The 26915-nt window shown below is 57.5% G+C and carries 17 protein-coding genes; 14 read left to right on the forward strand and 3 right to left on the reverse strand.

Going from position 1 to position 26915, the window contains the following annotated elements; genetic code table 11:
- Positions 1-202: 202 nt before the first annotated feature.
- From fni to KJW29_RS03310, 10 genes are all read left to right on the forward strand, one after another.
- On the forward strand, positions 203-1279 hold the full coding sequence (fni, locus tag KJW29_RS03265; protein ID WP_425517548.1) for a type 2 isopentenyl-diphosphate Delta-isomerase: 1077 nt from the start codon (positions 203-205) through the stop codon (positions 1277-1279).
- Between the two features lie 20 nt (positions 1280-1299).
- Positions 1300-2304, forward strand: a complete 1005-nt coding sequence (locus tag KJW29_RS03270) for an MBL fold metallo-hydrolase (protein ID WP_246608557.1) — start codon at positions 1300-1302, stop codon at positions 2302-2304.
- 1 nt (position 2305) lies between these two features.
- Positions 2306-4135, forward strand: coding sequence for a sensor histidine kinase (locus tag KJW29_RS03275; RefSeq protein ID WP_214628743.1), 1830 nt, complete (start codon positions 2306-2308; stop codon positions 4133-4135).
- On the forward strand, positions 4128-5657 hold the full coding sequence (locus tag KJW29_RS03280; protein ID WP_214628744.1) for a response regulator transcription factor: 1530 nt from the start codon (positions 4128-4130) through the stop codon (positions 5655-5657). The genes KJW29_RS03275 and KJW29_RS03280 overlap by 8 nt, the downstream gene beginning before the upstream one ends.
- A 192-nt stretch (positions 5658-5849) precedes the next feature.
- Complete coding sequence (locus tag KJW29_RS03285; protein ID WP_425517483.1) at positions 5850-7316, forward strand: ABC transporter substrate-binding protein; 1467 nt, start codon at positions 5850-5852, stop codon at positions 7314-7316.
- A 93-nt stretch (positions 7317-7409) separates the two neighbouring features.
- Positions 7410-8348 carry an ABC transporter permease gene (locus KJW29_RS03290; RefSeq protein WP_087566580.1) on the forward strand — a complete coding sequence of 313 codons (939 nt, stop codon included), beginning with the start codon at positions 7410-7412 and terminating at the stop codon, positions 8346-8348.
- Positions 8349-8366: 18 nt separating this feature from the next.
- Complete coding sequence (locus KJW29_RS03295) at positions 8367-9284, forward strand: carbohydrate ABC transporter permease (RefSeq protein ID WP_246608558.1); 918 nt, start codon at positions 8367-8369, stop codon at positions 9282-9284.
- A 60-nt stretch (positions 9285-9344) separates the two neighbouring features.
- The gene (locus tag KJW29_RS03300) at positions 9345-10664 is read left to right on the forward strand and encodes a glycoside hydrolase family 125 protein (RefSeq protein ID WP_214628746.1); all 1320 of its coding nucleotides are present in this window, start codon (positions 9345-9347) and stop codon (positions 10662-10664) included.
- Positions 10661-13819: a beta-galactosidase gene (locus KJW29_RS03305; RefSeq protein ID WP_214628747.1), complete on the forward strand. Its 3159-nt coding sequence runs from the start codon at positions 10661-10663 to the stop codon at positions 13817-13819. Before KJW29_RS03300 ends, KJW29_RS03305 begins: the two co-directional genes overlap by 4 nt.
- Before the next feature lie 35 nt (positions 13820-13854).
- Positions 13855-16602, forward strand: a complete 2748-nt coding sequence (locus tag KJW29_RS03310; protein ID WP_214628748.1) for an alpha-mannosidase — start codon at positions 13855-13857, stop codon at positions 16600-16602.
- A 590-nt stretch (positions 16603-17192) separates the two neighbouring features.
- Here KJW29_RS03310 and KJW29_RS03315 read toward each other — a convergent pair.
- Positions 17193-18458, reverse strand: coding sequence for a response regulator (locus KJW29_RS03315; RefSeq protein WP_214628749.1), 1266 nt, complete (start codon positions 18456-18458; stop codon positions 17193-17195).
- 6 nt (positions 18459-18464) lie between these two features.
- Positions 18465-20270, reverse strand: a complete 1806-nt coding sequence (locus KJW29_RS03320; protein WP_214628750.1) for a cache domain-containing sensor histidine kinase — start codon at positions 20268-20270, stop codon at positions 18465-18467.
- A gap of 165 nt (positions 20271-20435) precedes the next feature.
- On the opposite strand from KJW29_RS03320, the gene KJW29_RS03325 reads away from it, so the two are divergent.
- The 4 genes from KJW29_RS03325 to KJW29_RS03340 are packed head-to-tail and all read left to right on the forward strand — an operon-like array spanning position 20436 to position 25333.
- On the forward strand, positions 20436-21782 hold the full coding sequence (locus KJW29_RS03325) for an ABC transporter substrate-binding protein (RefSeq protein ID WP_214628751.1): 1347 nt from the start codon (positions 20436-20438) through the stop codon (positions 21780-21782).
- 26 nt (positions 21783-21808) lie between these two features.
- A complete protein-coding gene (locus KJW29_RS03330) occupies positions 21809-22693 on the forward strand; it encodes a carbohydrate ABC transporter permease (RefSeq protein WP_214628752.1) in 885 nt (294 codons plus the stop codon).
- A gap of 13 nt (positions 22694-22706) precedes the next feature.
- The gene (locus KJW29_RS03335) at positions 22707-23537 is read left to right on the forward strand and encodes a carbohydrate ABC transporter permease (RefSeq protein ID WP_214628753.1); all 831 of its coding nucleotides are present in this window, start codon (positions 22707-22709) and stop codon (positions 23535-23537) included.
- 8 nt (positions 23538-23545) lie between these two features.
- Complete coding sequence (locus tag KJW29_RS03340; protein WP_214628754.1) at positions 23546-25333, forward strand: glycoside hydrolase family 66 protein; 1788 nt, start codon at positions 23546-23548, stop codon at positions 25331-25333.
- Here KJW29_RS03340 and KJW29_RS03345 read toward each other — a convergent pair.
- Positions 25305-26909, reverse strand: a complete 1605-nt coding sequence (locus KJW29_RS03345) for a response regulator (RefSeq protein WP_214628755.1) — start codon at positions 26907-26909, stop codon at positions 25305-25307. The genes KJW29_RS03340 and KJW29_RS03345 overlap by 29 nt on opposite strands.
- Positions 26910-26915: the final 6 nt, after the last annotated feature.

Genomic DNA, 26915 nt, shown 5'->3' on the forward strand with positions numbered 1-26915 from the left:
AGAATAACACAACGAAAATGATTGCATGAAACAAATAAATGATTGAAAAAATCAAAATAATAGAATTGAAGGACTTCATTGTCGAAGAACAGTGATCACCCTCAGGAGCATGCGAGGACAAATTATGTTATGCTAAAACGAAAGCGCGGACTGTGCTGTCCAGGCGCAAAAATCGTGAAATCGCGATTAACAGGGGGAAAGCATCGTGACGGATCAACAACGGGGCGGTCAAGACGCGACTTCGGCACGCAAGGGAGAACACATCCGAATTTGCCTGCAGGAAGACGTGAGCGGAATGGGCGTGCGGACGGGCTTCGAGAATTACCGCTTCCGTCATAACGCGCTGCCGGAACTGAGATTGGATGACATCCGATTGGAAACGGAGCTGTTCGGCGTGCCGCTTCGCGCGCCGCTGCTTGTCAGCTCCATGACCGGAGGCAGTGACGCAACGGGGGCCATCAATCGGCGATTGGCCATGGCAGCCGAGGCGCGCGGCTGGGCGATAGGACTCGGCTCCATGCGCGCCGCCATTGAGAAGGAGGAGCTTGCGGCGACATTCCGCATTCGCTCCGAAGCGCCTACGGTGCCGATCATCGCGAACTTGGGAGCGGTTCAGCTCAATTACGGCTTCGGTGCGGAAGCATGCCGCAGGGCGGTGGATATGGCGGAAGCCAATGCGCTAGTGCTGCATCTTAACAGCATGCAGGAGGTGTTCCAGCCGGAGGGAAACACGGATTTCCGAGGATTGCTGGTTAAGATCGAAGAGGTTTGCCGGACGCTGCCGGTGCCTGTAGGCGTAAAGGAAGTCGGCTGGGGCATCGACGGGACGACGGCCCTTAGACTTAAGGACGCCGGCATAACGTTTATCGACGCGGCAGGCGCAGGAGGCACTTCCTGGAGTCAGGTCGAAAAATATCGGAGCAAGGATGACATGAAACGTCAAGCCGCGGAAGCTTTTGCCGACTGGGGCATCCCAACGGCAGATTCCGTCGCAGAGGTTAGAACCGTGCTTCCGGATGTCACGCTAATCGCGAGCGGCGGACTTTTTAACGGCGTTGACGCGGCCAAGGCCATCGCGCTGGGAGCCGACCTCGCGGGCTTCGGCCGGGCCTTGCTGCCTCAAGCGGCTAGCAAAGCGGGAGAGCACCCCGTGGAGGGGCTGATCTCTCAATTTGGACGGATCGAATTCGAGCTAAGAGCCGCCATGTTCGGTATTGGAGCAGCCAGCCTGGAGGAACTGAGGCAGACGGACCGTCTCGTCCGCTCCGGCAATAATTAACAATGGCAGGGAGAACAAATATGACAGACATCGATACCATAACGGAATTGCCGGATGGCTGGAAACGCGTGAAGGTTCCGCTTCCCTTCTCCTTGAAATGGGTCAACAGCTACATTGTGCCGGAAGGAACAAGCTATACGATCATCGATCCGGGATTGCGAACGGAACAATCGGAACGCGTTTGGGAAGAAGCGCTGCAGGCATGTGGAATAGGATGGGAGCAGATCGCCCGGATCGTCCTGACGCATCAGCATCCGGATCATTACGGATTAGCGGGAACGATCCAGGAGAAGAGCGGCGCGCCAGTCCTAATGACGGAACGTTCTCATCGATATGCAAGGCGTTTGTGGGGAGGAAGCAGCGAGTATGCCGAAGCGCTATCCGCCCTGTTCCTCTCGCACGGCATGCCGGGAGAACTCATGCAGAGCATCGCGCTCAATTTGGAAAGCTTCGTCGAGAAAGTATCTCCACAGCCCGGAGTCACCTATATCGAAGCAGGTGGCCAACTGACACTGGGGAAAAGGGATTGGCTGCTGATTGACGCTCCCGGACATGCGTATGGAGCCCTGTGCTTGTACGATCAAACGAAACGTTGGATGATATGCGGCGATCAAGTGCTGCCGCAAATAACGCCCAACGTAAGTGTCGTCCCGGGAGAGGAAGCCGATCCGCTCGCGGATTTCCTGGAAAGTTTGGCGCATCTCGAGCAGTACGACGTTGAGCTGGCTTTGCCGGGCCACCGCGATCCATTCGCCGGTTTTCGAAAACGAATTGTGGAATTGCAGAGCTTCCACCAGCGCAGGCTTTCCGAGATGAGAAATCGTCTGGCACGGCAGCCATTGACGGCCTTTGAGCTGTGCGAAGACTTGTTCGGGGCGCGATTGCGGGATAACCCGCACAATCTGCGCTTTGCCATGGCCGAGACGCTAGCGCATTTATTCCACATGGAGAACAGAGGTCTCGTCAGCTCCCGCTCAAAGAGCTGTGTTTTCTTATATGATAGCGAATCCCCGGAGGCGGGCTAACGTGTTCGCGAGTTTCTACCGCAAGCGCATTCGGAACAGTTTATTCGGCAAATGGATTCTGTTATTCGCTTTGATCGCGGTCGTCTCCATCTTGACGCTGGCATACGGAGCTTATTCTTACATGTCCCAATCCGTCGTGGAGGAAGTGCTGGATAACCAGAAGAAAACGATGGATGCCGTTGGCGAAGAGATGACCAGAACGTATGAGGCCGCTCAAGCTGCCGTAGAGAATTTGTACCGGGACCAGGTGCTTGCCGATCATGCGTCGTTCCTGCTGCAGCATTCCTTTGACGAATATATCCGGCATAAGCTCGACAGCTTCTACGAACAGAGCGGAAAGGGCGTCAACGTGCTGACGTATTTCGATAATTGGATCGACGATCATCCCAGCGCCGAGCATTTGCTGCTGTACAGCACGGATCGGCAATTTCTCTATGCGTTCAAGCAGCAAGGGCAATCCAGGCTGATCGCAGCCCATGCCGCCCGTTCCTACATCCCCGACGCGATGTCGCTGGACGCGCAGCCCGTCGGTCCCCCCAATGCCTGGCTTCTCAAGGAGCTGGGATTAAGCGCCCGCGCAAGCGGTCTGATCTCCTTCAGAGTTCCAATCAGTGATAAAAATACTTACAAAAACATCGGGCAACTGCTTGTATTCTATCGGAACGACGCCATCGAACGCACCGTGCGACGAATAGGGGGAGAACAGAAGGGCTCCATCCTCGTGTTGTCCGCAGAAGGGTTCGTCTTGTATGACTCCTCCGGCAAATACGTCGGAGCAAGGCATCCTGACGCGGATATTCTGCAATCGCTGGATGCGGAAGAGAAGCTGAAGGAGCGGGCTTACGTCAATAAACTGACGAACAGCCAAGCCGGTTACACCGTCGTCGGCATTGCTCCAAAAGCGGAGGTGTCGGAAGCGTACGGCGGATTCCGGCTCGTGATCCTGCTGGCGGCCGCCTTGAGCATCGTCTTCGTCGTATTGCTGCCCGGCGCGCTGGTTGTCAATTATGCGAAACGGACGGGCAACATCATCCGCTTTATGCGCAAGGTGGAGCAAGGGGAGCTGACGCCGCGTATTCCGGATGAGAAAGATGATGAGCTTGGACAAATTGCCCGGAGCTTCAACGAGATGCTGGACGAGCTGTCCCGTTACATTGATCGGGTTTACAAGGCCGAGATCCGCCAGAAACGGACGGAATTCGCGGCGCTTCAAGCCAGGGTGAATCCGCATTTTCTATACAATACGCTGGAGGTCATCCGGATGAGAGCCTTGTCCCAGGGGGCCGATGACGTGGCGGAGATGATTTACAGCTTATCCGCGCTGTTTCGCGGCGTTGTCCGGGACAAGACCGTGTACACCGTCAAGGACGAGATCGAAATGTGCCGTTTGTATTTGGAACTGTTCCGGATACGATATAAGGACAAATTCGCCTATGAAATCAAGGTGAAGCCGGGGACTGGAAGCGCGGAGACAGTGAAGCTTCTGCTGCAACCCGTCATCGAGAACTACATCGTGCATGGCATGCGGCACGACAGCTTCGATAATTTGATCGAGATCGAAGCCTATACGGACCAAGAGAACGTTGTCATTGAAGTGCGCGATAACGGCACGGGGATACCGGAAGATAAACTGAAAGCCATCGAATCGTATCAGAATCAGAGAGAAGAAGAGAGCGAAGGAGGTTCGTTCGGTCTTCGGAGCGTGCGGGAGCGCATTCTGTTGATGTACGGAGAGGAAGGCGGGCTGACGGTTGCTAACCGGTCCGAGGGAGGCGCGCGCGTAACGCTCGCATTCCCTTTCAGGAAAGGAGAGCAAGGGCTGCATGTATAAAGTATTCCTGACAGATGACGAACCTTTTATTTTGGAGGGTCTTCGCGACGCTCTGGATTGGTCCAGTTTCGAGCTGGAAATCGTAGGGACGGCGGAGAACGGACGGAGCGCGCTGGAAAAGCTTCGCGAGATGCGCGCGGATATTCTCATCACCGATATTTCCATGCCGGTGATGAACGGTCTGGAGCTTATTCGCGAAGCCAGATCCATCTATCGCGATTTGCACGTCATTATTTTGAGCGGGTTCAATGATTTCGATTATTTAAAGCAAGGGATGAGACTCGGGATCGAAAATTATTTGCTGAAGCCCATTAATCTTCACGAGCTAAAGGCAACGCTGGAAGGGATCATCGAGAAGCTGGACAGTCGAATCAAAGGTTCGCAGGACTGGCTGCAGGAAGATATCGGAGTGCTGCGCGACAATATCGTGAACCGTTGGCTGCGCGGCGAGATCGGTCCGGGCGAGCTGCATGAACGCGCCGAGATGCTTGGCTTGGACCTCGACAAGGAATGGATTCAGGTTGCCCTGGGAGAGGGAAGCTTCCATAAGGAGGACTTGCGTCTGGAACTCCATCGTCTCGCGGAGCGGGATGGCTTAGGCATTCCCTTTACCGACAGAGATGGAACGGCGGGCGTCGTCATGTTTCCTGAGCATCCGGAACAAGGCGAGAAGATCGTTCGGGAGCTGCTGGATCTGCTTCACTCGGCGCTGCCCGGCGAGGATATAAGAATCTCCATCGGCGATGTCGTATCGGGAGAAGAGCGAGCCGGGCATAGCTACGAGCAAGCGAAGAAGGCGATGGAATTCGCGTTTATCCATCCTAAGCTGGAGCTGCTGGAGTATGTTTCGCTGGCAAACCATTTGCTGTCGGCGGATCAGTCGTTGTCGCTGGATTGGAGCGGTTACGCCAAGCTGCTTGCCGCAAAGGAGACGGACCGGATGCATGCGAAGATCGACGAAGATTTCGCCAGGCTGGCCGAAGCCCCCGGCATGACGCCGGCACGGCTCCAGAACGCGGCTTTGGAGCTGATCCTGCATTTGAAGCTGGAGCTTGGCGCCATCAAAAAAACGACGGAAACGGAGCTTATACGCGAAGATACGGCGAGGAGAGTGATGGGAGCGGAGACGCTGGGAGCCATGACGGCGATCGTCAAGGAGATCGGGGAGATTGCGGTAGATTCGCTTGTCAGCGACACCAAAAGTCCCGTCATCGGACAGATTCTGGCCAAAATTCATGAGAATTGCGCGGAAGAGCTGTCGCTGAAGTCGCTAAGCGCCAAATACAACATCCATCCCGTCTACCTCGGACGGCTGTTCCAGAAGGAGACGGGCGACAGCTTCTCGGAATACTTGAACCGCTTCCGGATCGAACGGGCCAAGGAGCTGCTGGGCAATCCCGCCCTCAAAGTAAACGAAATCGCCCGAATGGTGGGGTATTGGGAGATGGGCTACTTCTACAAGCAATTTAAAAAGCATGTCGGCGTTTCGCCGACGGATTACAAATCATTGCTCCAGGCTTAACGGCTTGGAGTTTTTTTTGTAGTCGGCAAAGCATTCTTCGCTTTTTAAAGACATGTTTTTGCAATAGCCAAGTTTATTTTGGAGATGATAGGTTTAATAAGTCGCCTATTTGTAACTGTTTTCATGCGGTACTGTTGTAGTAGGCCATCCGGCCGGACAAGATAGACATATTCAAGGGAGGAAATGACGAAAATGGGGAACTTGAAAAAGAGAATGCTTCCGATGACCGCGGTTGTGCTTGCGACTTCGCTCGTGCTTGGAGCATGCGGCAAATCCGAGGGAAATGAAAGCGCTAGCGGATCTGAAAAGCCGGTGGAGCTGATCTGGTACACGATCGGAACGCCGCAGAAGGACGTTAACCGCGTCATGGAGGAAGTTAGCAAATATACGGCGGAGAAAATCGGCGTAACCGTCAAGATGAACATGATCGACTGGGGCGACTACACTCAGAAGCTGCAAGTCATGACGGCATCGGGCGAGCCGATGGACATTATGTTCACGTCCTCGTGGGCGTTCGATTACGTGCAGAATGCGCGTAAAGGCGCATTCCTGGAAATCGGCAGCCTGCTCGACGAATACGGCAAAGGCATCAAAGACACGCTGGACCCGGCCTTCCTCGAGGGCTCCAAGGTCGACGGCAAAAACTACGGCATCCCGGCCAACAAGGAGCTTCCGGCGCAGGAAGTTTGGCGCTTCAACAAAAACCTGCTCGACAAATACAATCTGAGCATGGACGGCGTGTACACGCTCGAGAGCCTGGAGCCGCTTCTGAAAACGATCAAGGACAACGAGCCGGGCACGGCGGCGCTCGCGGTGGACAAAAACTACAAGCCTTACGTGCCGTACGACTTCATCATCGAGAACATGCCGTTCGCGGTGAAGCTCGACACGACCGACTACAAAGTCATTAACATTTTGGAAACGCCGGAGATGAAGCAAGCTCTGACAACGATGCACAAGTACTACAATGCCGGCTTTATTCCGACGGAAGCCGCTACGCTGGATTCCCTGACGGATATGCAAACGACGGGCAAATGGTTCTCGGACAAAGCGACGACGCAGCCTTTCGCCGACAATCTCTGGTCGCAAAGCTACGGCTACCCGGTCGTATCCACGCCTCAGAGCGAATCACTGATCTACAACTGGTCGGTTATGGGCTCCATGCAGGCGATCTCCGCCAACTCCGAATACCCGGAGAAAGCGATGGAGTTCCTGAATCTGCTGAATACCGATCCCGTTCTTCGCAACATGGTGGATTCCGGCATCGAAGGCGTTCACTTCAAAAAAACAGGCGACAACGTGATGGAGAACCTGGACGAGTCCAAAAACTACGACATGCCAACGTTCTCTCTTGGCAACGTCATGCTGACTTACCTGAACCCTACGGACCCTGAAAACAAATGGGAAGAGTTCAAAACCTTCAACGAACAAGGCAAGGAAGCTCCGTTGCTCGGCTTCAACTTCGATCCTTCCAAAGTAACAACCGAGCTGGCGGCAGTATCCAACGTCAAGGAAGAATATTGGTCCGCTCTTATGACGGGCACCGTAAATCCGGACGTACAATTGACGAAGGCGATCGAGAAATTTAAAGCTGCGGGTTTGGATACCGTCTTGGCCGAAATTCAGCGTCAAGTCGACGAGTGGAAAGCGACTCGATAATACGCATAACGAAAAAGCAAGGACGGATGGCAGCATTCGTCCTTCTTTCCGCGTCGGGCGGAGCACATTATGGATGACAAGGAGTGAGTGGACATGGGAGCTATCGGACGCTTCTTCAAGGATTTGAACCGCAACAAGGCCATGCTGCTGATGGTGCTGCCGGCATCGCTCTGGTTTCTGTTTTTCTCGTATTTGCCCATGGCGGGACTCGTCATCGCCTTTAAGCAGTACCGAGTGAGCCGCGACGGCTTCTGGGCGAGCATCGTAAACAGCGACTGGGTAGGTTTTACCAATTTTAAATTTTTGTTCAGCACGAACGACGCTTATATCATTACGAGAAATACGGTGCTGTACAACGTTTTCTTTATCGTAGTCGGGTTGATCCTGTCGGTCGGTCTCGCGATCGTCTTGTCGGAAATCGCGAACAAACGGCTGGCGAAAGTGTATCAAACGGGCATGTTTCTGCCTTATTTCCTGTCGTGGATCATCGTCGGTTACTTTGTGTTCAGCTTCCTGAGCCTTGACCGCGGCGTGTTGAATCAAGTGCTGGCGAACTTCGGGGTCGACCCCATCAACTGGTATTCCGATCCGACCTGGTGGCCGGTCATACTTGTCGTGGTGTTCCTGTGGAAAGCGGTCGGCTACAACAGCGTCGTTTACCTGGCCGCAATTATGGGCATCGACCGGTCGCTCTACGAAGCGGCGATGATCGACGGCGCGAACAAGTGGCAGCAGATACGCAACGTCACCATACCGATGCTGAAGCCGCTGATCATTATTTTGACTTTGCTTGCCATAGGCAAAATCTTCTACGCAGACTTTGGCTTGTTCTACCAAGTGCCTCGCGATTCCGGACCGCTGTATTCCGTGACCAACGTTATCGACACTTACGTCTATCGCGGCCTCAAGGCAACCGGGGAGATCGGCATGAGCACGGCGGCGGGACTTTACCAATCGCTGATCGGCTTTATACTCGTCGTTACATCCAACGCCATCGTACGCCGATTCGACAAGGACAACGCCTTATTCTAAGGGAGAGGAGCAATCGCCGTGATTAAAACCAACAAGAAACCCCGCGACTTCACAAGACTGTCGACAGGGTGGAATATCATCTTCAACTTCATCGCGGGAATCGTTGCTTTCTTGTGCGTATTCCCGTTCCTGTTCGTTACCATCATCTCCTTTACGGATGAAAGCACGCTGGCCATGAACGGCTACAGCGTGTTCCCGGAAAAACTCAGCCTGGAAGCCTACAAATACGTCTTTCAGACCGGCGACCAGTTACTGCGTTCCTATGGCGTCACGATTCTTGTAACCGTCCTGGGCACGCTGATCAGTTTGGTCATTACGACTTTGTTCGCGTATGCGATCTCGCGCAAGTCGTTTAAATATCGCAATTTCTTCGCGTTCTACGCTTTCTTCACGATGCTGTTCAACGGCGGTCTCGTGCCGACTTACATCGTGGCGACGCAGCTGCTGGGCCTCAAAAACTCCATCTGGGCGCTTGTGATGCCGCTGCTCGTCAACGCCTTCTACATCATGATCATGCGAACGTTCTTCGCGACGATGGTGCCCGGAGCCATTATCGAATCCGGCAAAATCGACGGCGCCGGCGAGTTCGGCATTTTCGCCCGGCTCGTACTTCCGCTGTCGCTTCCCGGCATCGCTACGATCGCGCTGTTTAATACGCTGGGCTACTGGAACGACTGGTTCAACGCGCTTCTGTATATCGACGATCCCAATTTAGTGCCGCTGCAGTCGATGCTGATGCGGATCGAGAACAGCATGCAATTTATTTTGCAGAACTCGCAGAACGCCTCCATCAACATGGGCATTCTGCAGGACATGCCGCAGGATACGTCGCGGATGGCGATGGTCGTGCTGGCCACGGGTCCTATCGTATTTGCGTATCCGTTCTTCCAACGTTACTTCATCCAAGGCCTGACCATCGGCGCTGTAAAGGAGTAAGACGGAGCGGCCGATAATTCTATTACCGAATTATAACGACAATTGGAGGATTACGTAGACATGGAACAATTCCGACTTCCGAAAATAAACATGCCGCATCTTCCGCTTCCCGCGGCGGTGCAAGAGGTGCTGGACGAAGCGCGCGAGAAGCTGGCGCACCGTCCGAAGCTGCTGAAGCAATTTCTTAATTGTTTCCCGAACACGCTGGAAACGACGACGAAGCTGCTGGATGACGGCACGACGTTCGTCATTACCGGCGATATCCCGGCTTGCTGGCTGCGCGACTCCGTCGAGCAGGTTATCCATTACGTGCCGCTCGCGGCCAACGATCCGGAGCTTCAGCGCATAATCGGCGGCCTCATCAAGCGCCACGCGCAATACATCGCCGTCGATCCTTACGCCAACGCGTTCAACGAATCGGCGAACGACTGGCATTGGAACGCGACGGATGTCACGGACATGGGGCCATGGGTGTGGGAGCGCAAGTTCGAGCTGGACTCCGCCTGCTTTACGATCCGCCTTGCGTTCGAATATTGGAAGGCGACGGGGCTGACCGACATCTTCGACAGCGGGTTCAAAGCGATGCTCCGCTCGATTTTGGCCATGTGGAAGACGGAGCAGCGCCATGCGGAGCTTTCGCCGTACCGCTTCACCCGCAACAACGGCATTCCGACGGACTCGCTTCGCGGCGACGGCTTGGGCATGCCGGTCAATTACACGGGCATGATCTGGTCGGGCTTCCGTTCCAGCGACGATGCCTGCGACTTCCATTACAACGTGCCGGCCAACATGTTCGCGGTCGTGGCGCTGCGCCAGATGCAGGAATTCGCGGAGTGGGTATTCCGCGACATGGACCTCCTCGCGGAGCTCAAGAGGATGGAAGAGGACGTCGCGCACGGCATTACGTTATACGGCATCTACCGCCATCCGGAATTCGGGCCGATCTACGCTTACGAGACGGACGGATTCGGCAACTACTGCCTCATGGACGACGCGGGCACGCCGGGGTTGATGTCGATCCCGTATTTGGGCTACGTGTCGGCCGATGATCCCATCTACCGGAACACGCGCAGATTCGCGCTGAGCAAAGAGAATCCGTTCTACTTCGAAGGCAAGGCGGCGAAAGGAATCGGAAGCCCGCATACGCCGGACGGCTACATCTGGCATATGGCGTTGTCCATGCAAGGACTAACCGCCGGAACGGCCGAAGAGAAGCTGGCGATGATCGACCTGCTGGAATCGACGGACGCGGACACGGGCTTTATGCACGAAGGTTTCCACTCCGACGATCCTTCCGTGTTCACGCGGAGCTGGTTCGCCTGGTCCAACAGCCTGTTCTCCCAGCTCGTCTACAAGGCGATGAAAGAGGGATTGCTATGACCGGCGTCATCATCTTGTGCGATCCGTCTTTCCCGTCCGCGGGAAGCGCGCCGTCGGCGGAAGCCCTTGCAGCACTTGCCGGGACGGGCAAGATCGTCTCCGCCGGCGAATTGGCCGAGGCGCTGCGCGAGGCACGGCCCGGCGCGTTCGTCAATCTGCATGCGCCTTTCTTCCCGAAAGATGCCTGGGGAGCAATCGCGGCGTTCCTGAAGCGGGGAGGCGGCTTGATCTCCGCCGGGGGAGCTCCCTTTAAGATGCCGGTCCGCCGCAATGACGGCGGGGAGTGGACTGTCGAAGCGGAGCAGACCGCGTACCATCAGGAGCTCGGCATTCACGAGGCTCTGCGCGTGGATTCCGCTTCCGTCGAATCCCTGGTTCCTTCGGAGGATATTCCTCTGTTGGCGGGCAGCGAAGGTTTATTCGACGCCAAGACGGATACTTGGAACCTGGTGCCCCATGTGACGAAGAGCAGCGACCTGCCTCATCAGATGGGCTCCACGGGACCGATGGACGCCCGGATCTATCCGCTGCTTGCAGGCACGAGCGCCGATGGCCGCCGCCGTACCGCGCCGGTCGTCCTGTGGGAGCGTCTGCTCGGCGATTATGCCGGCGGCCGCTGGCTATTCGTCGGCCAGCCGCTTGGCGAAGCCTTCTGGAACGGAAGCGGAAAGGAAGCGTTGGCGAGTTGGATCGCTTTCGTCGCGTCCGGCGTGACGGAATGGTGGCTCAAGCCGGATTACGCCAGCTACGAGCCCGGCGAACGGCCGCTTCTGACGCTGCAGGCGCAGCGCCTAGGCAGGGGACCGGCGTCGTCGGACGGCCCATGGAACGTGGCGATCGCCGTCTGGCGCATCGGCAAGGACGGCAACGGCGAGACGCTCTGGGAAGGTACGGCGTCGCTCGACGTAAGCGAACACTTCAAGCCAATCCGACTGTCATTGCCGATCGAGATCGCGGCGGGTTATTACCGGGTGAACGCGGTCGCAATTTCGGCCGGCGGCGAACGCCGTTCGCTGCGCCAGGGCTTCTGGGGTTTTGATAAGGAGCTGCTGGCGGAAGGCTCGCCGGTGACGGCGGGACGCGACTATTTCCAGCAGGATGGAAGACCTCTCCCTGTCGTGGGCATGACTTACATGACAAGCGACGTCGCCCGCAAATTTCTGACGCTGCCGAACGCCGCCGTCTGGGATCGGGACATGGCGCAGATCCGCGCCGCGGGCATCAACTGGATCCGCACGGGCATCTGGACGGCCTATCGCAATATTATGGAGGTCGACGGACACGCGTCGGAAGCGGCGCTTCGCGCCATCGACGCGTTCCTGATGACGGCCAAGCGCCACGGCCTCCAGGTGACGTTCACGTTTTTCTCCTTCACCCCGGAGACCTGGGAAGGACTGAACCCTTACCTGGATCCCCGCAGCGTGGAGGCCCAAAAGCGGTTTGTCCGCTCCATCGTCGGCCGTCATAAGGATACGGTCGGCGTGGACTGGGATCTCATCAACGAACCTTCCATGTTCGACCCGCCGCGCATCTTCTCGGACGGCCCTCGTTCCGTACGCGACCCGTTCGAGCGGGAAGCCTACTCCGCCTGGCTGCGGGAGAGGCATGGCACCATCGAAACGCTGCAAGAGCGCTGGAACATGACGCCGGGCCAGCTGCCGTCGTTCGAAGCCGCGGCTCCTCCGGAGCCGGAGGAGATCAACTTCGACGTGCAGGACATGCACAAGGCCAAGAAAGGCGGCAAATGGCTGGATTACGTCCTGTTCTCCATGGATATGCACAATGTATGGGCGAGCCGGCTTTACGAAGCGGTCAAGGAAGTTTGTCCGGACCATATGATGACGGTCGGCCAGGACGAGGCGCTCGGCGCGCAGCGGCCGTCGCCGTTTTTCTACGAGGACGCCGCGGATTACACGACCGTGCATTCGTGGTGGCTGAACGACCATCTGCTATGGGACGGGGTGTTCGCCAAGACGGCGAACAAGCCGAATCTGGTCCAGGAGACGGGCATCATGTACGTGGAGACGCCGGACGGCCGGGCGAAACGTTCGGAGGAGGAGCTGCGGTCGATTTTGGAGCGCAAATACGCTTACGCGTTCGCTGCCGGCGGAGCCGGCGCGATCCAGTGGATCTGGAATACGAACTTCTACATGGACAACGCGAACGAGTCGCATATCGGCGCCTTGCGGGCGGACGGCACGGAGAAGCCGGAAGCGGACGTATCCTACGATTTCGGACGTTTTATGGAGGGAATCCGCGATCTGTTCGGCGAGAGGGAAGCCGAGGAGATCGCCGTCGTGTTCCCGTATTCCAACGACTTCTCCAACCGGAAGCTGGCGTTCGACGCCACGACCAAGGCGGCGCGCGTGCTGGGCTACCGGTTAAACGCTCCGTTCCGGGGAGTGGGCGAATACAGGCTCGACGACTTGCGGATACGCCCGGCCAAGCTCATCATCGTGCCGAGTCCGCATAACTTCGACGATGAAGCTTTCGCGAACCTCGTCGCGATTGCGGCGGATACGGGGGCGACGCTGCTCTGGACGGGACCGATCGGCCTCGATCCGTATTGGCGGCAGGCGAAGCGGCTGCCGGAATTGCTCGGCGAGCTGCGCCACGAGAATATTCGTCGGGAAGAACGGCTCTGGCTGAACGAGGCGGCGGGCAGCGGCTTAGGCGCGGTATCGCCGGTCGAGCTGTCCTTCGGAGCCCGTCGAATCGCCGAAACGTTGAAAGAAACAACCTTGCGCGAGGACGGCTCGGCCGATGGAGATCGACTCGTTGAAGCGGAGATCGGAGCAGGAACCTTGCTCTGGAGTCCCGTCCCGGTGGAGCTGAACGAGCGCTCCGAATCGGTGGAGCGGCTGTACCGGCACGCGATGGAGAAAGCCGGCGTATCGGAGGACCTGATCTGGCTGGAGGGCGGTGAGCTGCCCGGCGTTTACGGACGCAAGCTGCGGTTCGGAGGCGGAACGCTGTTTACGTTCGTCTCGGAATGCGGCTTCGACGCGGGGATTGCCGTGAAGGATCCCGCTAGCGGAACCGTATATGCCTTCGAGCTTCCCCGCGAACGGTCCGTTTTGTTCGCGGCGGACGGAAACGGGGAGTTGCTGGCGACGTATCGGCCGAACGAAGTGAAGATCATGACTGAACGATAGATGGAACGATGAATGGAGAAGGAGGGCGGAACAACATGACCAACCGCACGACGGCGCACATCATCTCGCATACCCATTGGGATCGGGAATGGTATCTGCCCTACGAGAAACATCATGCCCGGTTAATTGCATTGATGGATACCCTGTTGGATACGATGGCTGCCGATCCGGCATACAAGAGCTTTTTCCTGGACGGTCAGACGATCATCATGGAAGACTACCTGCAAGTAAGGCCGGAGCGGAGAGGGGAACTGGAAGCTCTGATCGCCGCGGGCCGCATCGGCATCGGACCGTGGTACATTTTGCAGGACGCGTTCCTGACCAGCTCCGAAGCCAACGTGCGCAACATGCAGATCGGACATCGGGACGCGAAACCTTACGGCACGATCGCCAAGGTGGGGTACTTCCCCGATACGTTCGGCATCGTGGGGCAAGCGCCTCAGCTCATGAAGCAGTCCGGCATCGACAACGCCCTGTTCGGACGCGGCGTCAAGCCGACGGGCTTCAACAATCAAGTGGCGGATTCCGAATACGAATCGTCGTTCTCGGAGCTGATCTGGGAAGGTCCGGACGGTTCCCGCGTGCTGGGCATTCTGTTCGCGAATTGGTACAGCAACGGCAACGAGGTGCCCGTGGACGAGGAGGAAGCTCGCGATTACTGGACGCGCAAGCTGGACGACGCGAGGCGCTACGCCTCCACGGGCGAGCTGCTCTACATGAACGGCTGCGACCATCAGCCCATCCAGACGGATCTGCCTTCCGCGATCCGGAAAGCCAAGGAGCTGTATCCGGATATCGACTTCGTGCATTCGAGCTTCGAGGAATACCTGGCCGCGGTCCGTTCGTCGCTTTCGGGCGACCTGTCGGTCGTTCGCGGCGAGCTTCGCAGCCAGCGCACGGACGGCTGGTCGACCCTCGTGAACACGGCTTCCGCTCGCGTCTATCTGAAGCAGATGAATCAGCGCGGGCAAGCGATCCTGGAACGGACGGCGGAACCGCTCGCGGCCATGGCGCATCTGCTTGGCACGCCGTATCCGCATCATCTGTTCGTGTACGCCTGGAAGACGCTCATGCAGAACCATCCGCATGACAGCATCTGCGGCTGCAGCGTCGACGAGGTGCACCGCGAGATGGTGACCCGCTTCGACAAGAGCCGCCACATGGCGGAATCCATCGTCCAAGACAGCTTGGCAACCATCGTGAGCGGGATCGACACGAGCCGGTTCGCGGAATTCGGCGACGATGCTCTGCCGTTCGCGGTCTTCAACACGAGCGGCTGGGAACGCTCCGGCGTCGCGACCGTGGAGCTTGACGTCACCCGCTTGTACTTCCGCGACGGCGTGCCGCTTCCGGAGATGAACCGGCGCATGGAGGCGATCAGCCTGGAGAGCCGCACGCTCGTTAACGAGCTTGGCCAGCCGGTGGCTTGCGAGCTGGAGGATCTGGGTCTGCAGTTCGGCTACGATCTGCCGGACGACAAGTTCCGCCAGCCGTACATGTCCCGTAGAGTGAAGCTGACGTTTCGGGCTTCTGGCGTTCCCGCGCTTGGCTGGCGTTCTTACGCCTGGGTACGGGAGACTGTGTCCGAGGCCGGCGAGTCCAAGCCGGACTTCTCCATTCTGCAAGGGGAGCGAGCCCTCGATAACGGCTTGCTGCGCGTCGAGCTTGCCGAAGACGGCAGCATGACGCTCTATGACGCCGCAAGCGGCAGAACGTACCGCGACCTGCTCGTGTTCGAGGATGCAGGCGACATCGGCAACGAATATATGTTCAGGCAGCCGGCAGGCGAGTCTGCAATTCTGACGAAAGGCAAGCCCGCCGTCATCTCCGTCGCGGAGAACAACACATTCCGCGCGTCCTTGTCGATCGTGCACGAGCTGGACATTCCGGCTTGCGGCGACGACTTGTTCGAGAAGGAGAAGCGGGAAGCCGTGTATTTCCCCGATCGCCTTGGGGGAAGAACGAAGGAGCGTACGGTCAAGCTGGTCATCCGCGCTCTCGTGACGCTGGAGCGGGACAGCCGAGAAGTCGGCATCCAGGTGAGCTTCAACAACGAGGCCAAGGATCACCGCGTTCGCGCGTTGTTCCCGACGGATATCCAGGCATCCCATCACTACGCGGATTCCGTGTTCGAAGCCGCGAAGCGGGACAACGAGCCGGCCGCCGAGTGGCGGAACCCGAGCAACTGCCAGCATCAGCAGGCATTCGTGGACGTGAGCGGTGAAGCTGAAGGACTTGTCGTGTCCAATCTGGGCTTAAGCGAATACGAGCTGCTGCGCGACGGCCGCAACACGATCGCGGTCACGCTGCTGCGCGCCGTCGGCGAGCTTGGCGATTGGGGCGTCTTCCCGACGCCGGAAGCTCAATGTCTCGGCGAGCATTCCTTCGCCATGTCGCTGTTTCCTCATGACGGAGAGAGCGGCCGCTTCCAGGCTTACGCGAAAGCGTACCAGGCTCAGACGGAGTGGCAAAGCGCGCAGACCGGCGTTCATGGCGGCAAGCTGGAGCCGGCGGCGTCCCCGCTGACATGGACGGGCGAGGCGCTTGCGTTCTCGTCGATGAAGATCGCCGAGGAATCCGGCGATCTCATGCTTCGCTGGTTTAACATGGGCGGGGAGCCCGAAGCATTGCGGTTGCGGCTGCCCGAGGGAGCCGCGCAAACCTATGTTAGCGATATTCTGGAACGGCATTCGGATGAGGTTGCGGTTCCCGGCGAACAAGGCTACAACGTAGTGCTTAACGTGCGGCCTTTCGAAATCTTAACGGTTGGCTGTCGCGTATGACAACGTACTGAGAGCGGAAGACGCCAGTATTGAATCCTTGCCGGAATAAGAGAAGCGAGTCCAGCCATGCAGGCGGGCTCGCTTTATTTGTTTTATAGGAAATGATGCAACTCCCAGACTTGTGAACAAAAGATTAAAAAATCTAACGGACACCAGAAGGCTGTCGATTCATTGGAGGCCGTCTATTCATTGTGCAAATGCGAAATTGCGGGCAAGTGTCCAGTAAAAATGAACGGGAGTAACTGTAACGGAAATGAGAGGCGTTATTTCGGCAAAAAGCGGCACTTCGCAAATCTAATGGAACTGACAGCCTTTATGAGGGGCAAAAGTCCACGGTTTGCCTGGATTTCTCACGAATAACGTCGCAGAGTTCCGTTGGATTTTAAAATCGCGCCAAACGATCCATATAAGGGCCCTCACTTCCGTTAACACGTTGGCGATGATGGATTGCAGCTTCATTTCCAGTTTTGCACACCATGAATCGACGGCCTCCTGAGGTCCGTTAGCGATATGCGCGATGATGATGCGAATAAGGTCGTGTATGTCCGATAGACACTAAGGTTACTGGACGTTTTGTGTTTTTGAGCGCATTATTCAAGCATTTGGAATTCCCCCGGCGGCGTGCCGTAGTGTTGCTTGAACACGTAAGAAAAATGTTTGACGCTGAGGTAGCCGACCTTTTCGGCGACGTCGTACACCTTCTCCGGCGGTTTGGCCCTGAGCAGCTGTGCGGCGCGTTCCATGCGGACGCGAGTCAAATATTTGATATACGATTCCCCCGTGTTCTGATGGAAGAGGCTGCTGAGGTAGCCCGGCGACATGCCCATCTTGTCCGCGATTAGCGCAAGACTGATCGGCTCGGCATAATGCGCCTGAATATACTCCTTCATTTTGGTGACGGTCTCGTGCTGCTCATGTTCGCCGCGGCCGTCGGCCTGCGCGAGAAGCCGGTGCTCATCCGCGAAATGTCGACCTTTCATGGCGGCTCCGGCCGAGCGATACGAGGCGCCAAGCTGGAGCGCGTCCAGCTCCGCCGAGCCGGCCGCGCCCCACAGCCCAAGGCCGGTCATGCTTAAGACGGCCTGTGCGAGCAGGGCGTACAGATCGGCGCAGCGCCGGGCGACATCGTCGCCGTTGTCGCCCGGTACAAGCAGGGCGGTTCGTTGTTGATGATCCGCAAAGAGGACGATGCCGGCATCGTCTTCGGTCAGCTCTGCCGCAGTCTGGTGGACGATGTAACGGAACAAGGCCTGGTCGCTCGGCGTAATGCCGCGCTCCAGCAGCTGGCCTTCGTCCAGATCGACCAGGAGGATGGCGCCTTCCGCTTCCAGCAGATTGATCTTGAGCCGGTACAGGAGGGGGTGTAGCACTTTGAGCTCCATGTGATTGTCCGTCACGACGGCATGCAGGAAGTTGCGGGCGACTTGCTCCCGGGATTGTTCGGACAAGGCGCGGGAGGCGGCCAGCTCCGCTCGTTCCGCATCCAGCTCGGCCGCCATCCGGTCGAGCACGGCGATCAGCTCTTCGTTCACAAGCGGCTTCAGCATATATTCGTTCACCCCGTAACGCATCGCTTCCTTGGCAAGCGCGAACTCGTCGTAGCCGGACAAAATAACCATTCGCGGCTTCACAGGTCTGCCCGACAGCTCCTTGGCCAGCTCGATGCCGCTCATGACCGGCATTTTGATATCGGTGACAATGAGGTCGAACGTTTCCCCGCGCTCTATCAAGTCCAGCGCCTCCTGCCCGTCGCTCGCTTCGCCGGCGCAGACCCATGCTTGATGCAGCCCGCTTATCTTATTTTTTATATACTCCCTCGTCATCGGCTCGTCATCGACGATCAGCAATTTGTACATGTCGGCTCAGCTCTCTTTCGTATCCGGGTAAGGAATCGCCAGTGTTACGGTTGTGCCCAGTCCCGGCGTGCTCTCGACGGACAATCCGAACCCGCCGCCGTATTTGACCTTTATCCGTTTGTTCACATTCACGAGCCCGATGCCGGTACGGGGGCAATCGTCGTCCGCCGCATCCGCTGCATCCTCCGTCCGCTCGATCTTCCGTCTCAGCAACGCAATCATCTCCGCGTCCATGCCGGGCCCGTCGTCGCGCACCTCGAGCAGCAGTCTGCCCGGCTCCATCGCCGACGACACCGCGATCGTCGTCGGTTCCTTCCGCCGCTCGCAGGCGTGGACGACCGCGTTCTCGACGATCGGCTGCAGCAGGAGCGCAGGGACGGGATGGTCGAACAGGGCGGGATCGATATCGATCGTGTAGATCAGCCGCCCCTCGTACCTGCTGCTCTGAATGCCGAGATAAGCATGCAGCAGCTCGACCTCCTTGCGCAGCGGCATCTCCTTGTCCCATAACGACATCCCGCGCAAAATGCTGCTCAGCGCATTAATATGTTCGATCGCCTTCTCCTGTTTGCCGGATTGCATGGACAGGCTGATCAGGTTCAACGTATTGAATATAAAATGCGGCCGGATCTGGTTGAACAGCGCGTTAATTTGCGCTTCCTGCTGCAGCAGCTTCGATTCGTACACTTCCTTCACCAGCTCCGTATTCTCCCGCAGCATTATGCCGATCCGTCCGACTAACCGATTGAACGCCGCCGCGAGATAACCCATCTCGTCCCGCCGGTCGCTCTGGAAGGTGACGTCGGTTCTTCCCAGCTCCACCTCCTTCATCAGCTTGACGATCGACAGCAGAGGCTTCAGGAAATGCCGGGTCAAGACGATCAGCGCAGCCATGGCGATCAGCGCGGCGCCGACGGAGAACAGCAGCGCCCGGTTGCGGGTTGCGATCGCTTCGCGGTTCATTTCCGAGACGGAGCTGACGGCGACGATCGTCCAGCCGATGCGAGGCACGGCAGCTTTGTTCAGCAGATAGCCGCCCGAGATGGAGGCCGGCGAAGCCAGCTCGGACAATGCCGTATCCTGGTGTTCGTCGGCGGACGAATAAATAAATTCGTTGTCGGCATCCAGAATATAAAGTCCGCCTCCGGCCCCCATCCCCGCCTTCTCCAAAATATCGATAATGCCGCTATAATCGGCGTCCGCTTTAATAACGCCCAGAATAACCTGCGTATTGCTGATGCTGCGAAGCTGCTTGACGACGGAGAAGGTGCGCACCTTGCCGCCGCTCTCGCCCGCGGCGCTGCCGCTGTCCGGCACAAAGATGTATTCCCGGCTGGAGAGCGCTTGTTTGTACCAATCGTATTCCTTCATTTTCTCGTCCGGCACGAGCTTGGTCGGCAAGCGGGCGCTGGAGTAGATTTCGTCTGTCACGATAGAGACGCGCACGATGTCCCCGCGGGGGAAAATCATGATTTCGTCCAGATAATTTTCGATCAGCCGCCGCTTCTCGAGCTGCTCCAGCTCGGTGCCGCCGGGCGGCGCCTCAAGAGCTTCCATAATGCCTTCGTTCCGGTAAGGATACAGCGTCAGCCGGTACAAGTCGTCGAGATACGTATCGATATTAAGCGTCACCTGGTCCAAAATTTGCTGAACCTTCTCGGAGGATTGCCGTTGAAAGTCGCGCGTATAACGTGTATAAGACAGATAGGATTCAAAAAAAACGGAGCTGAGGAGCAGCAGGCCGGTCATGGCGAGCAGCTTCGTCTTAATGCTCCATTCGCGATAACTTCGGATCGGGACAATCGATTTCATGGCGCTCCTCCTCTTTTTCTCCATTGTATAGACGATCGCGGCGCCTTGGAAGACGATCTGAAAAAACCGTACCGCAATCTTATTTTTCAGGTATTCCAACAAGCCCCTCGCACCGTTTAAGCTTAACGTGCAGCACAAAAATCGATCCTCGGGGGAGGAAACACAGTGATTTTACGTAAAAAAACGAGTTGGTTCATTAGCGTCATCCTGATCTTGACCCTTGCCGCGGCTTGCAGTTCCGGCAACGGCGGCAACCAGGGAAGCGCCTCTACGGCGCAACCTTCGCCAAGCGCCTCGGCGACAGAGAAGCCGCAAGAGAAGGTTACGCTGAAATTTTTTACGGGCAAGGTGGAGACGGTGGATCTCATCAATGAGCTGATCGCGAAGTTCGAAGCCGACAATCCGAACATCAAGGTCGAGCAGGAATATCAGAAGGATGCGAGCAATGTCATTAAAGTCAAGTTCGCCTCCGGCGACATTCCGGACATTACGACCGTCTACGCGCAGGATTATGTCGATCAGGGCAAATATCTCGATCTCTCGAACGAGCCGTTCTGGTCCCGCGTCCTGCCGGCGATCAAGGAGCTGAACACCGACATCAAGTCGGGCAAACAGTATCGCGTCGCGACGAACGTGACGATGGCCGGCATCTTCTACAACAAGAAGGTGTTCGAGGAGCTGGGCCTGAAGGAAGCCCATACGTGGGCGGAGTTCAAAAGCAATCTGCAGACGATCAAGGACAAGAAACCCGACATGACGCCGATGTTCCTGGCCGGCAAAGATTCGTGGACGCTCGGCCATCTGATCGAATTTATGGCGCATGGCGTCATCAAGCAGAAGTACGGCGTGGCGGACGCCCGCGCGGCATTTATCAACAACGAAGCGGATAAATTGCAATTCGACGCGCAGGGCGGAGGCATCGAGGCGTTCGCCGGCAGGCTGATGGAGCTGAAGGAATCGGGTCTTATTAACGGCGACGCCCTCACGGCGACCTACGACAACCAGAAGGAAGCGTTCGTCACCGGCAAGTCCGCGCTGTTTAGCCAAGGTATGTGGGTGCTCGGCGATCTGCTGGCGCTGAACCCGGACATCGCGGGCGATATCGGCTTCTCGCCGTTCCCGGCTATCGCCGACGGCACGCAGCCGGTGACGCTGTCGGCGGAGGATTCCGTCTACGCGATCGCGGCGGAGTCGAAACATCCGGAAGAAGCGAAGAAGTTTCTGGAGTTTCTGTTCCAGCCGGACAATCTGAAAGCTTACAGCGAATTTCTGAAATCGCCTCCTGCGTTCACGGACGTCAGCGCGGATTGGGGACCGCTCAAGGACCTGGCGGCAGCCGCGCTGCAAGCCGGCGTCAACATCGCGTTTACCGACACGCCGTCTGGTTTCTCCGGCGACGATGCGGGGCGCATGGTGCAGGAGCTGCTGGCTAGCAAATACAAAACATCCGTCGACTTCGCTTCCGCTTACAAAGAAGCTTGGGACAAAGCGTGGAACGCAACGAATAAATAAAGTCCGAACGGCGGGAGAGAGAAACCATGCGCATCATGTTCCGAAAAATAAACGGAAACCTGCATCACTTTATGGCGGTTCCGGCGATCCTGCTGTTCGGTTTGTTTTTCCTCTATCCGCTTATGCAGGGGATCGGGATCAGCCTGACGGATTCCAACGGCATGACGGAACCGAACTTCGTCGGATTGCAAAACTTCTTCGACTTCTTCCGGGACGACCGGGCCCGGAACGACGTCATGATTACGGTCTGGTTCGCGCTAGGCAGCGCGCCGCTGCTCAATCTGTTCGGCTTGCTGTACGCGCTGTTCCTGGACAGGAAGCTGGCAGGCAGGGGGATCGTCCGCGCGGCGGTCTACCTGCCCGCCGTTATCAGCCCGCTCATTATGGGCTACATCTGGTATTTCATCCTGCAGCCGGAGCGGGGGTATCTCGCTCACGTGCTGCAAGGAATCGGACTTGGCTCCCTTGACGTGAATTGGCTGGGCGAAAGCTCCTCGGCGCTGATCGTGCTCATCGTCGTCAACGTCTGGCAATACGTCGGGATGACGATGATCGTCTACCTGGCCGGCTTGCAAGGGATTCCGGCGGATATGTACGAAGCTGCGCGGATGGACGGGGCGGGGAGATGGGCGGCGTTTCGTTATCTGACGCTGCCGCTGCTGTACCCGTCGATCAAGATCAACGTCGTAACGAACATCATCGGCTCGCTGTCGGTGTTCGAGATTATCGTGGCGTTGACGGACGGGGGGCCGGGCTACGCGACGGAGTCGCTCAGCATTTACATTTTGCGCATGCTGTACGGCAGCTTTACGGGTTATTCCACGGCAGTCGCGTTGATTCTGTTCGTCATTATTTTGATCCCCGTCGCGTTGTTCCTTCGATTTACGAGAAAGTCCGAATACGAGCTTTGAGAGGGTACCCGCCATGACAATGAATCGAAAGTTATCGGCCGCGGCCAAATATACGATTGCGGGGATCATGGTGCTGATCGCCCTGATTCCCTTCTACGTCTTGCTTTATCTGTCCATGAACACGCCGTCGGCGACCGTCTTCGGCGGCCTGCTCCTTGTGCCGGACTTTCACCTCGGCAACTTCGCCGACGCGTGGGCTGGATCGAAGCTGGGACGGTCCATGATCAATTCCTTGATCATTACGTTCGGGGCGGTGGCGCTGATCGTATTCGTCGCCAGTTCCGCCGGTTATTCCATTGCCAGGTTCCGCAGCAGGGGGAATTTGGCGATTTTCAACACGCTGCTCGCTTGCCTGATGATCCCTGCGATCATTATTACGGTGCCGCTGTATACGCTCATGCGATCCATCGGCGGCATCAACACCCACTGGGCGATGATTTTGCTGACGGCGGCGAACGCGCTGCCCTTGTCGGTATTTCTGTATACAAGTTTTATCCGCTCGCTTCCTAAGGAAGTCGAGGAGTCGGCCGTCATGGACGGCTGCACGTACTTTACCGCGTTCTGGCGGGTTACGTTCCATTTTCTCCGACCCGTCACTTCGGCGGTTATTATATTGACCGGGCTTGGCATCTGGAACAACTACGGACAGGCGGTCTTTTTCCTGCAAAGCCAGGAGATGCGCACCGTGCCGCTTGCGGTGTCGATGTTCTTCCAGACGTACGGGGCGAAGTGGAACCTGATGGCGGCCGCGGCCTTGATCGGTCTGGCTCCGGCAGTGCTGGCGTTTCTGGCGTTCCAGCGGTATTTCATTAAGGGCATTACGGCGGGCGCGCTGAAAGGATGAGGTTATAGTTGGAGGCAAATGAAAACGGGATCGCGATAACGGATATTTATCCCTTGAAGGCGCAATATCGCAGCGGGGAGACGGTCACGCTTGCTGTCGAGCTTGCGAACCGCTCCGGCGCAGCGGCGAAGGGGAGCTTGCGCTGCGAAATCCGCGAGCTGGACGCCGTCGTGCAAGTGGCCGAGCGGCAAGTGGACGTCTCGGCGAACGGAACGGCGACGATACAGTTCGACGTCGGGCCGTTCGTTACCGATTTTGCCGGTTATGGGGCCGACGCCGAGTTGATGGAGGCAGCTGCCGGACCAGCGGGCGCGGATGCAGTCCCGGCGGGCGAGACATACGCCAGTCCGTCCGTTTCCCGCATGTCCACGGCGTTCGACGTCGTCTCGGATTGGCGGCGGGCGGCACGCTACGGCTTCCTGAGCGACTTCGGTCCGGAGGAGGCCGGCGATGGCGGGGATATTCGGTGGATGTCGAAGCTGCATGTCAATCTGGTGCAATTTTACGACTGGATGTATCGGCATGACGACCTTGTGAGCGGGGAGGCGGCATATACCGATCTGATGGGCAGAGTCGTAAGCCGGCGCGTGGTCGAGGAGAAAATAACGTTATGCCATGAACATGGCATGAAAGCAATCGCCTACGGAGCGGTGTATGCGGCCAGCAAGCCGTTCGCCGAGCGGCATCCCGACTGGCGGTTATACACGGGAGCGGGAGAGCCGTACGATTTTATCGGCATCTTCAACATTATGAATATCGCGCGGAATTGCCCGTGGCATGGCCATATCGTCGGCGAATACCGCAAGGCGGTGGAGGCGCTGGACTTCGACGGCATTCATATGGATACGTACGGGTTCCCGAAGACGGGGTGGTCGAGGCTGGACGGACGGCCGCGGCTGGAGCGGCTTGCGGAGCAGTTCCCGGCTTTGATCGAGTCGACGCGGGAGGCGCTGGCGCCGCTTAAGGACGACATCTGCCTGATCTTCAACAACGTAGGCAATTGGCCGGTGGATACCGTCGCAAGCGCGAGCCAGGATGCCATCTACGTGGAAGTGTGGAAGCCGTATGAGCGTTACCATCACCTTAGGGATATCATTGCTTGGGCGAAACACTTGAGCGGCGGCAAAAATATCATTCTCGCGGCCTACTTGAAGCCGTTCCGGGAAGTGGGGCCGCTTGGCGAGGACGGAGCCGAACACGGGTTCCGGCTGCTGAATGCGGTCGTAACCGCACATGGAGCGAGCCACTTGCTGCATGGGGAGAACGGCGGCGTGCTGACGCAAGGTTATTACGTCGACCATTCGAAGCTTCGCGGCGGTTTCCTGCGGACGGTGCGGGAGTATGCCGATTTCGGCGTGCGGTACGGCCATTTGTTGAACGCTCCCGGGCTGCGTGAAGTGTCCATGACGCATGCGGATGGCGACAATCTGGAATACGCTTTCGAAGGGTTCCATTACAGCACGTATGGGGAAGCGGGCAAAACGTGGACCATTATCCGGGAAAATGAGCAATTGAAGCAGATTCATTTCGTCAATCTTGCGTCCGCAACGGACGATCTCTGGAACGAAGCCAAGGAGCAACCGATGCCAGTCGCAGGGCGCATCGTCCGGATCGAAGTGGCGGATGCGCCTGCGTCGGTCCTGCTTGCAAGCCCGGATTCGAACGGGGGACGGCCGGTCGCGATCGACTACAGGCTGGAGAAGACGGACAGAGGCAACGTTGCCGTTATGGCGCTGCCGCCCCTCCAAGTATGGGATATGCTTGTGATTAGGAATCCCGGAATTCCTGAGGCGTGACGCCGTAACGTTCCTTGAACACCTTAATGAAATAGCTAGTTTTCTGATAGCCGACCATGGCTGCGATCTCGTAGATTTTTTCTTGCGAGTTGCGCAGCATATGGGCGGCTTTTTCCATTTTCAACCGGGACAAGTAGTCGCTGATCCCTTCGCCGGTCTCCAGCTTGTACACCTTGGACAAGTAAGACGGATTCAGGTACACATGCTCGGCAATCGTGCTCAAGGAGGCGCTGTCCAGATGGGAGGAGGCATATTCCTGCACCTTCTGAATGACGCCGGAGCGGGAGTCTTGGGCGCGTCCCGACACATTGAGGCGGTAGGCTCCAACGACCTCGGCCGTCCATGCTTCGAGCTGATGAATCGTATGGAAGTGGGGGCCGCTGAGCAGCTGATTGAAGTCGGGTCCCATAATATCCGCCATCCACAGCTTGTTCTTGTGAATGCTGTAGCTGAGCGAGCTCACGATGGAATAATAGGTTTCCAGAATATGCTCGTGGCTCTCTCCCCACTTCTGCGCGAGCTCCGCGAAGATGGCTCCGAGCTTTTCCTCCGCGGCATTCCATTGGCCTGCTTCCAGCAGGTGATGGAGAAGCGGAGGCTGATATAGCTGCGACAACGAGCTCGCCTCCGAGGATTCCTGATCCTCCCCGAGCGTGTAGAAGAAGTCGCGTTCGCCGCCGATCCGCTGGCGGAAGCTGCTCAGCAGGCTTTCGTAGGTGCCCGCTATATCCCGTGGGAACCTCGCTTCGCGGCTGGCGGCAAGCGATACAGTGCCCTTTAGATAAAGCTTCACGCAATGCTGCAAATGAGTCATTTTCTGCTCGATGGCGGGCAGATCCAGACCTTCTCCTTCGACTTTGGGAAGAATAAGGAAGACGCAATACCCGTAATCGTCCTTCATATGCCAGAGCTTGAAGCCGTCCGCGAATATTTCCTCGGCCATGTTTGCGATGGCGTATTGGAAGAGGGAGCCGTCGCTTTCCTTTTGGCCGACAAAATAATCCTCCATTCGCAGCAGCATCATGCACATGGACGATTCCGGGGCGAGGCCCAGCTCCAGCATGGCCAGCTTCTTCTTCCATTCCGCCTCGGCATGACGTTGGCCCTTGAGCAAGGCGCCAAGGAGATGGCTTCGCACGATGGGCAGATTGTCCTTGAGCGTCGCCACCGCGCTTTGATGGGAGCTGACCTCCATCCATCTGGTCTGCAGGGAGGCGATGGCGGCTTGCGCCGCGCTCAACAGCTCCTCGTCCTCGACGGGCTTCAGAAGGTAATCGCTCGCCTGGCTCTTCAGGGCGCGCTGGGCGTATTCGAAGTCGTTGTAGCCGGAGAGCAGAATGCAGCGAACGTGGCTCCACCGCGCCCGAATGGTCTCGATCAGGTCGAGACCGGATATGCCCGGCATTCGAATGTCCGAGATGACGATATCGATCGGCGTCTCCTTCATGATGCCGAGGGCTTCCGCCCCGGAGCCGGCCTGGAAGACAGCCCCGATGCCTATGCGATCCCAGGGAAGCATCGTCGCCAGGTCTTCCACCAGATCCGGCTGATCATCGACTATAAGTAATTGATACATGGCTTA

The sequence above is a fragment of the Paenibacillus agaridevorans genome, assembly GCF_018604145.1.
GTDB lineage: Bacteria > Bacillota > Bacilli > Paenibacillales > Paenibacillaceae > Pristimantibacillus > Pristimantibacillus agaridevorans.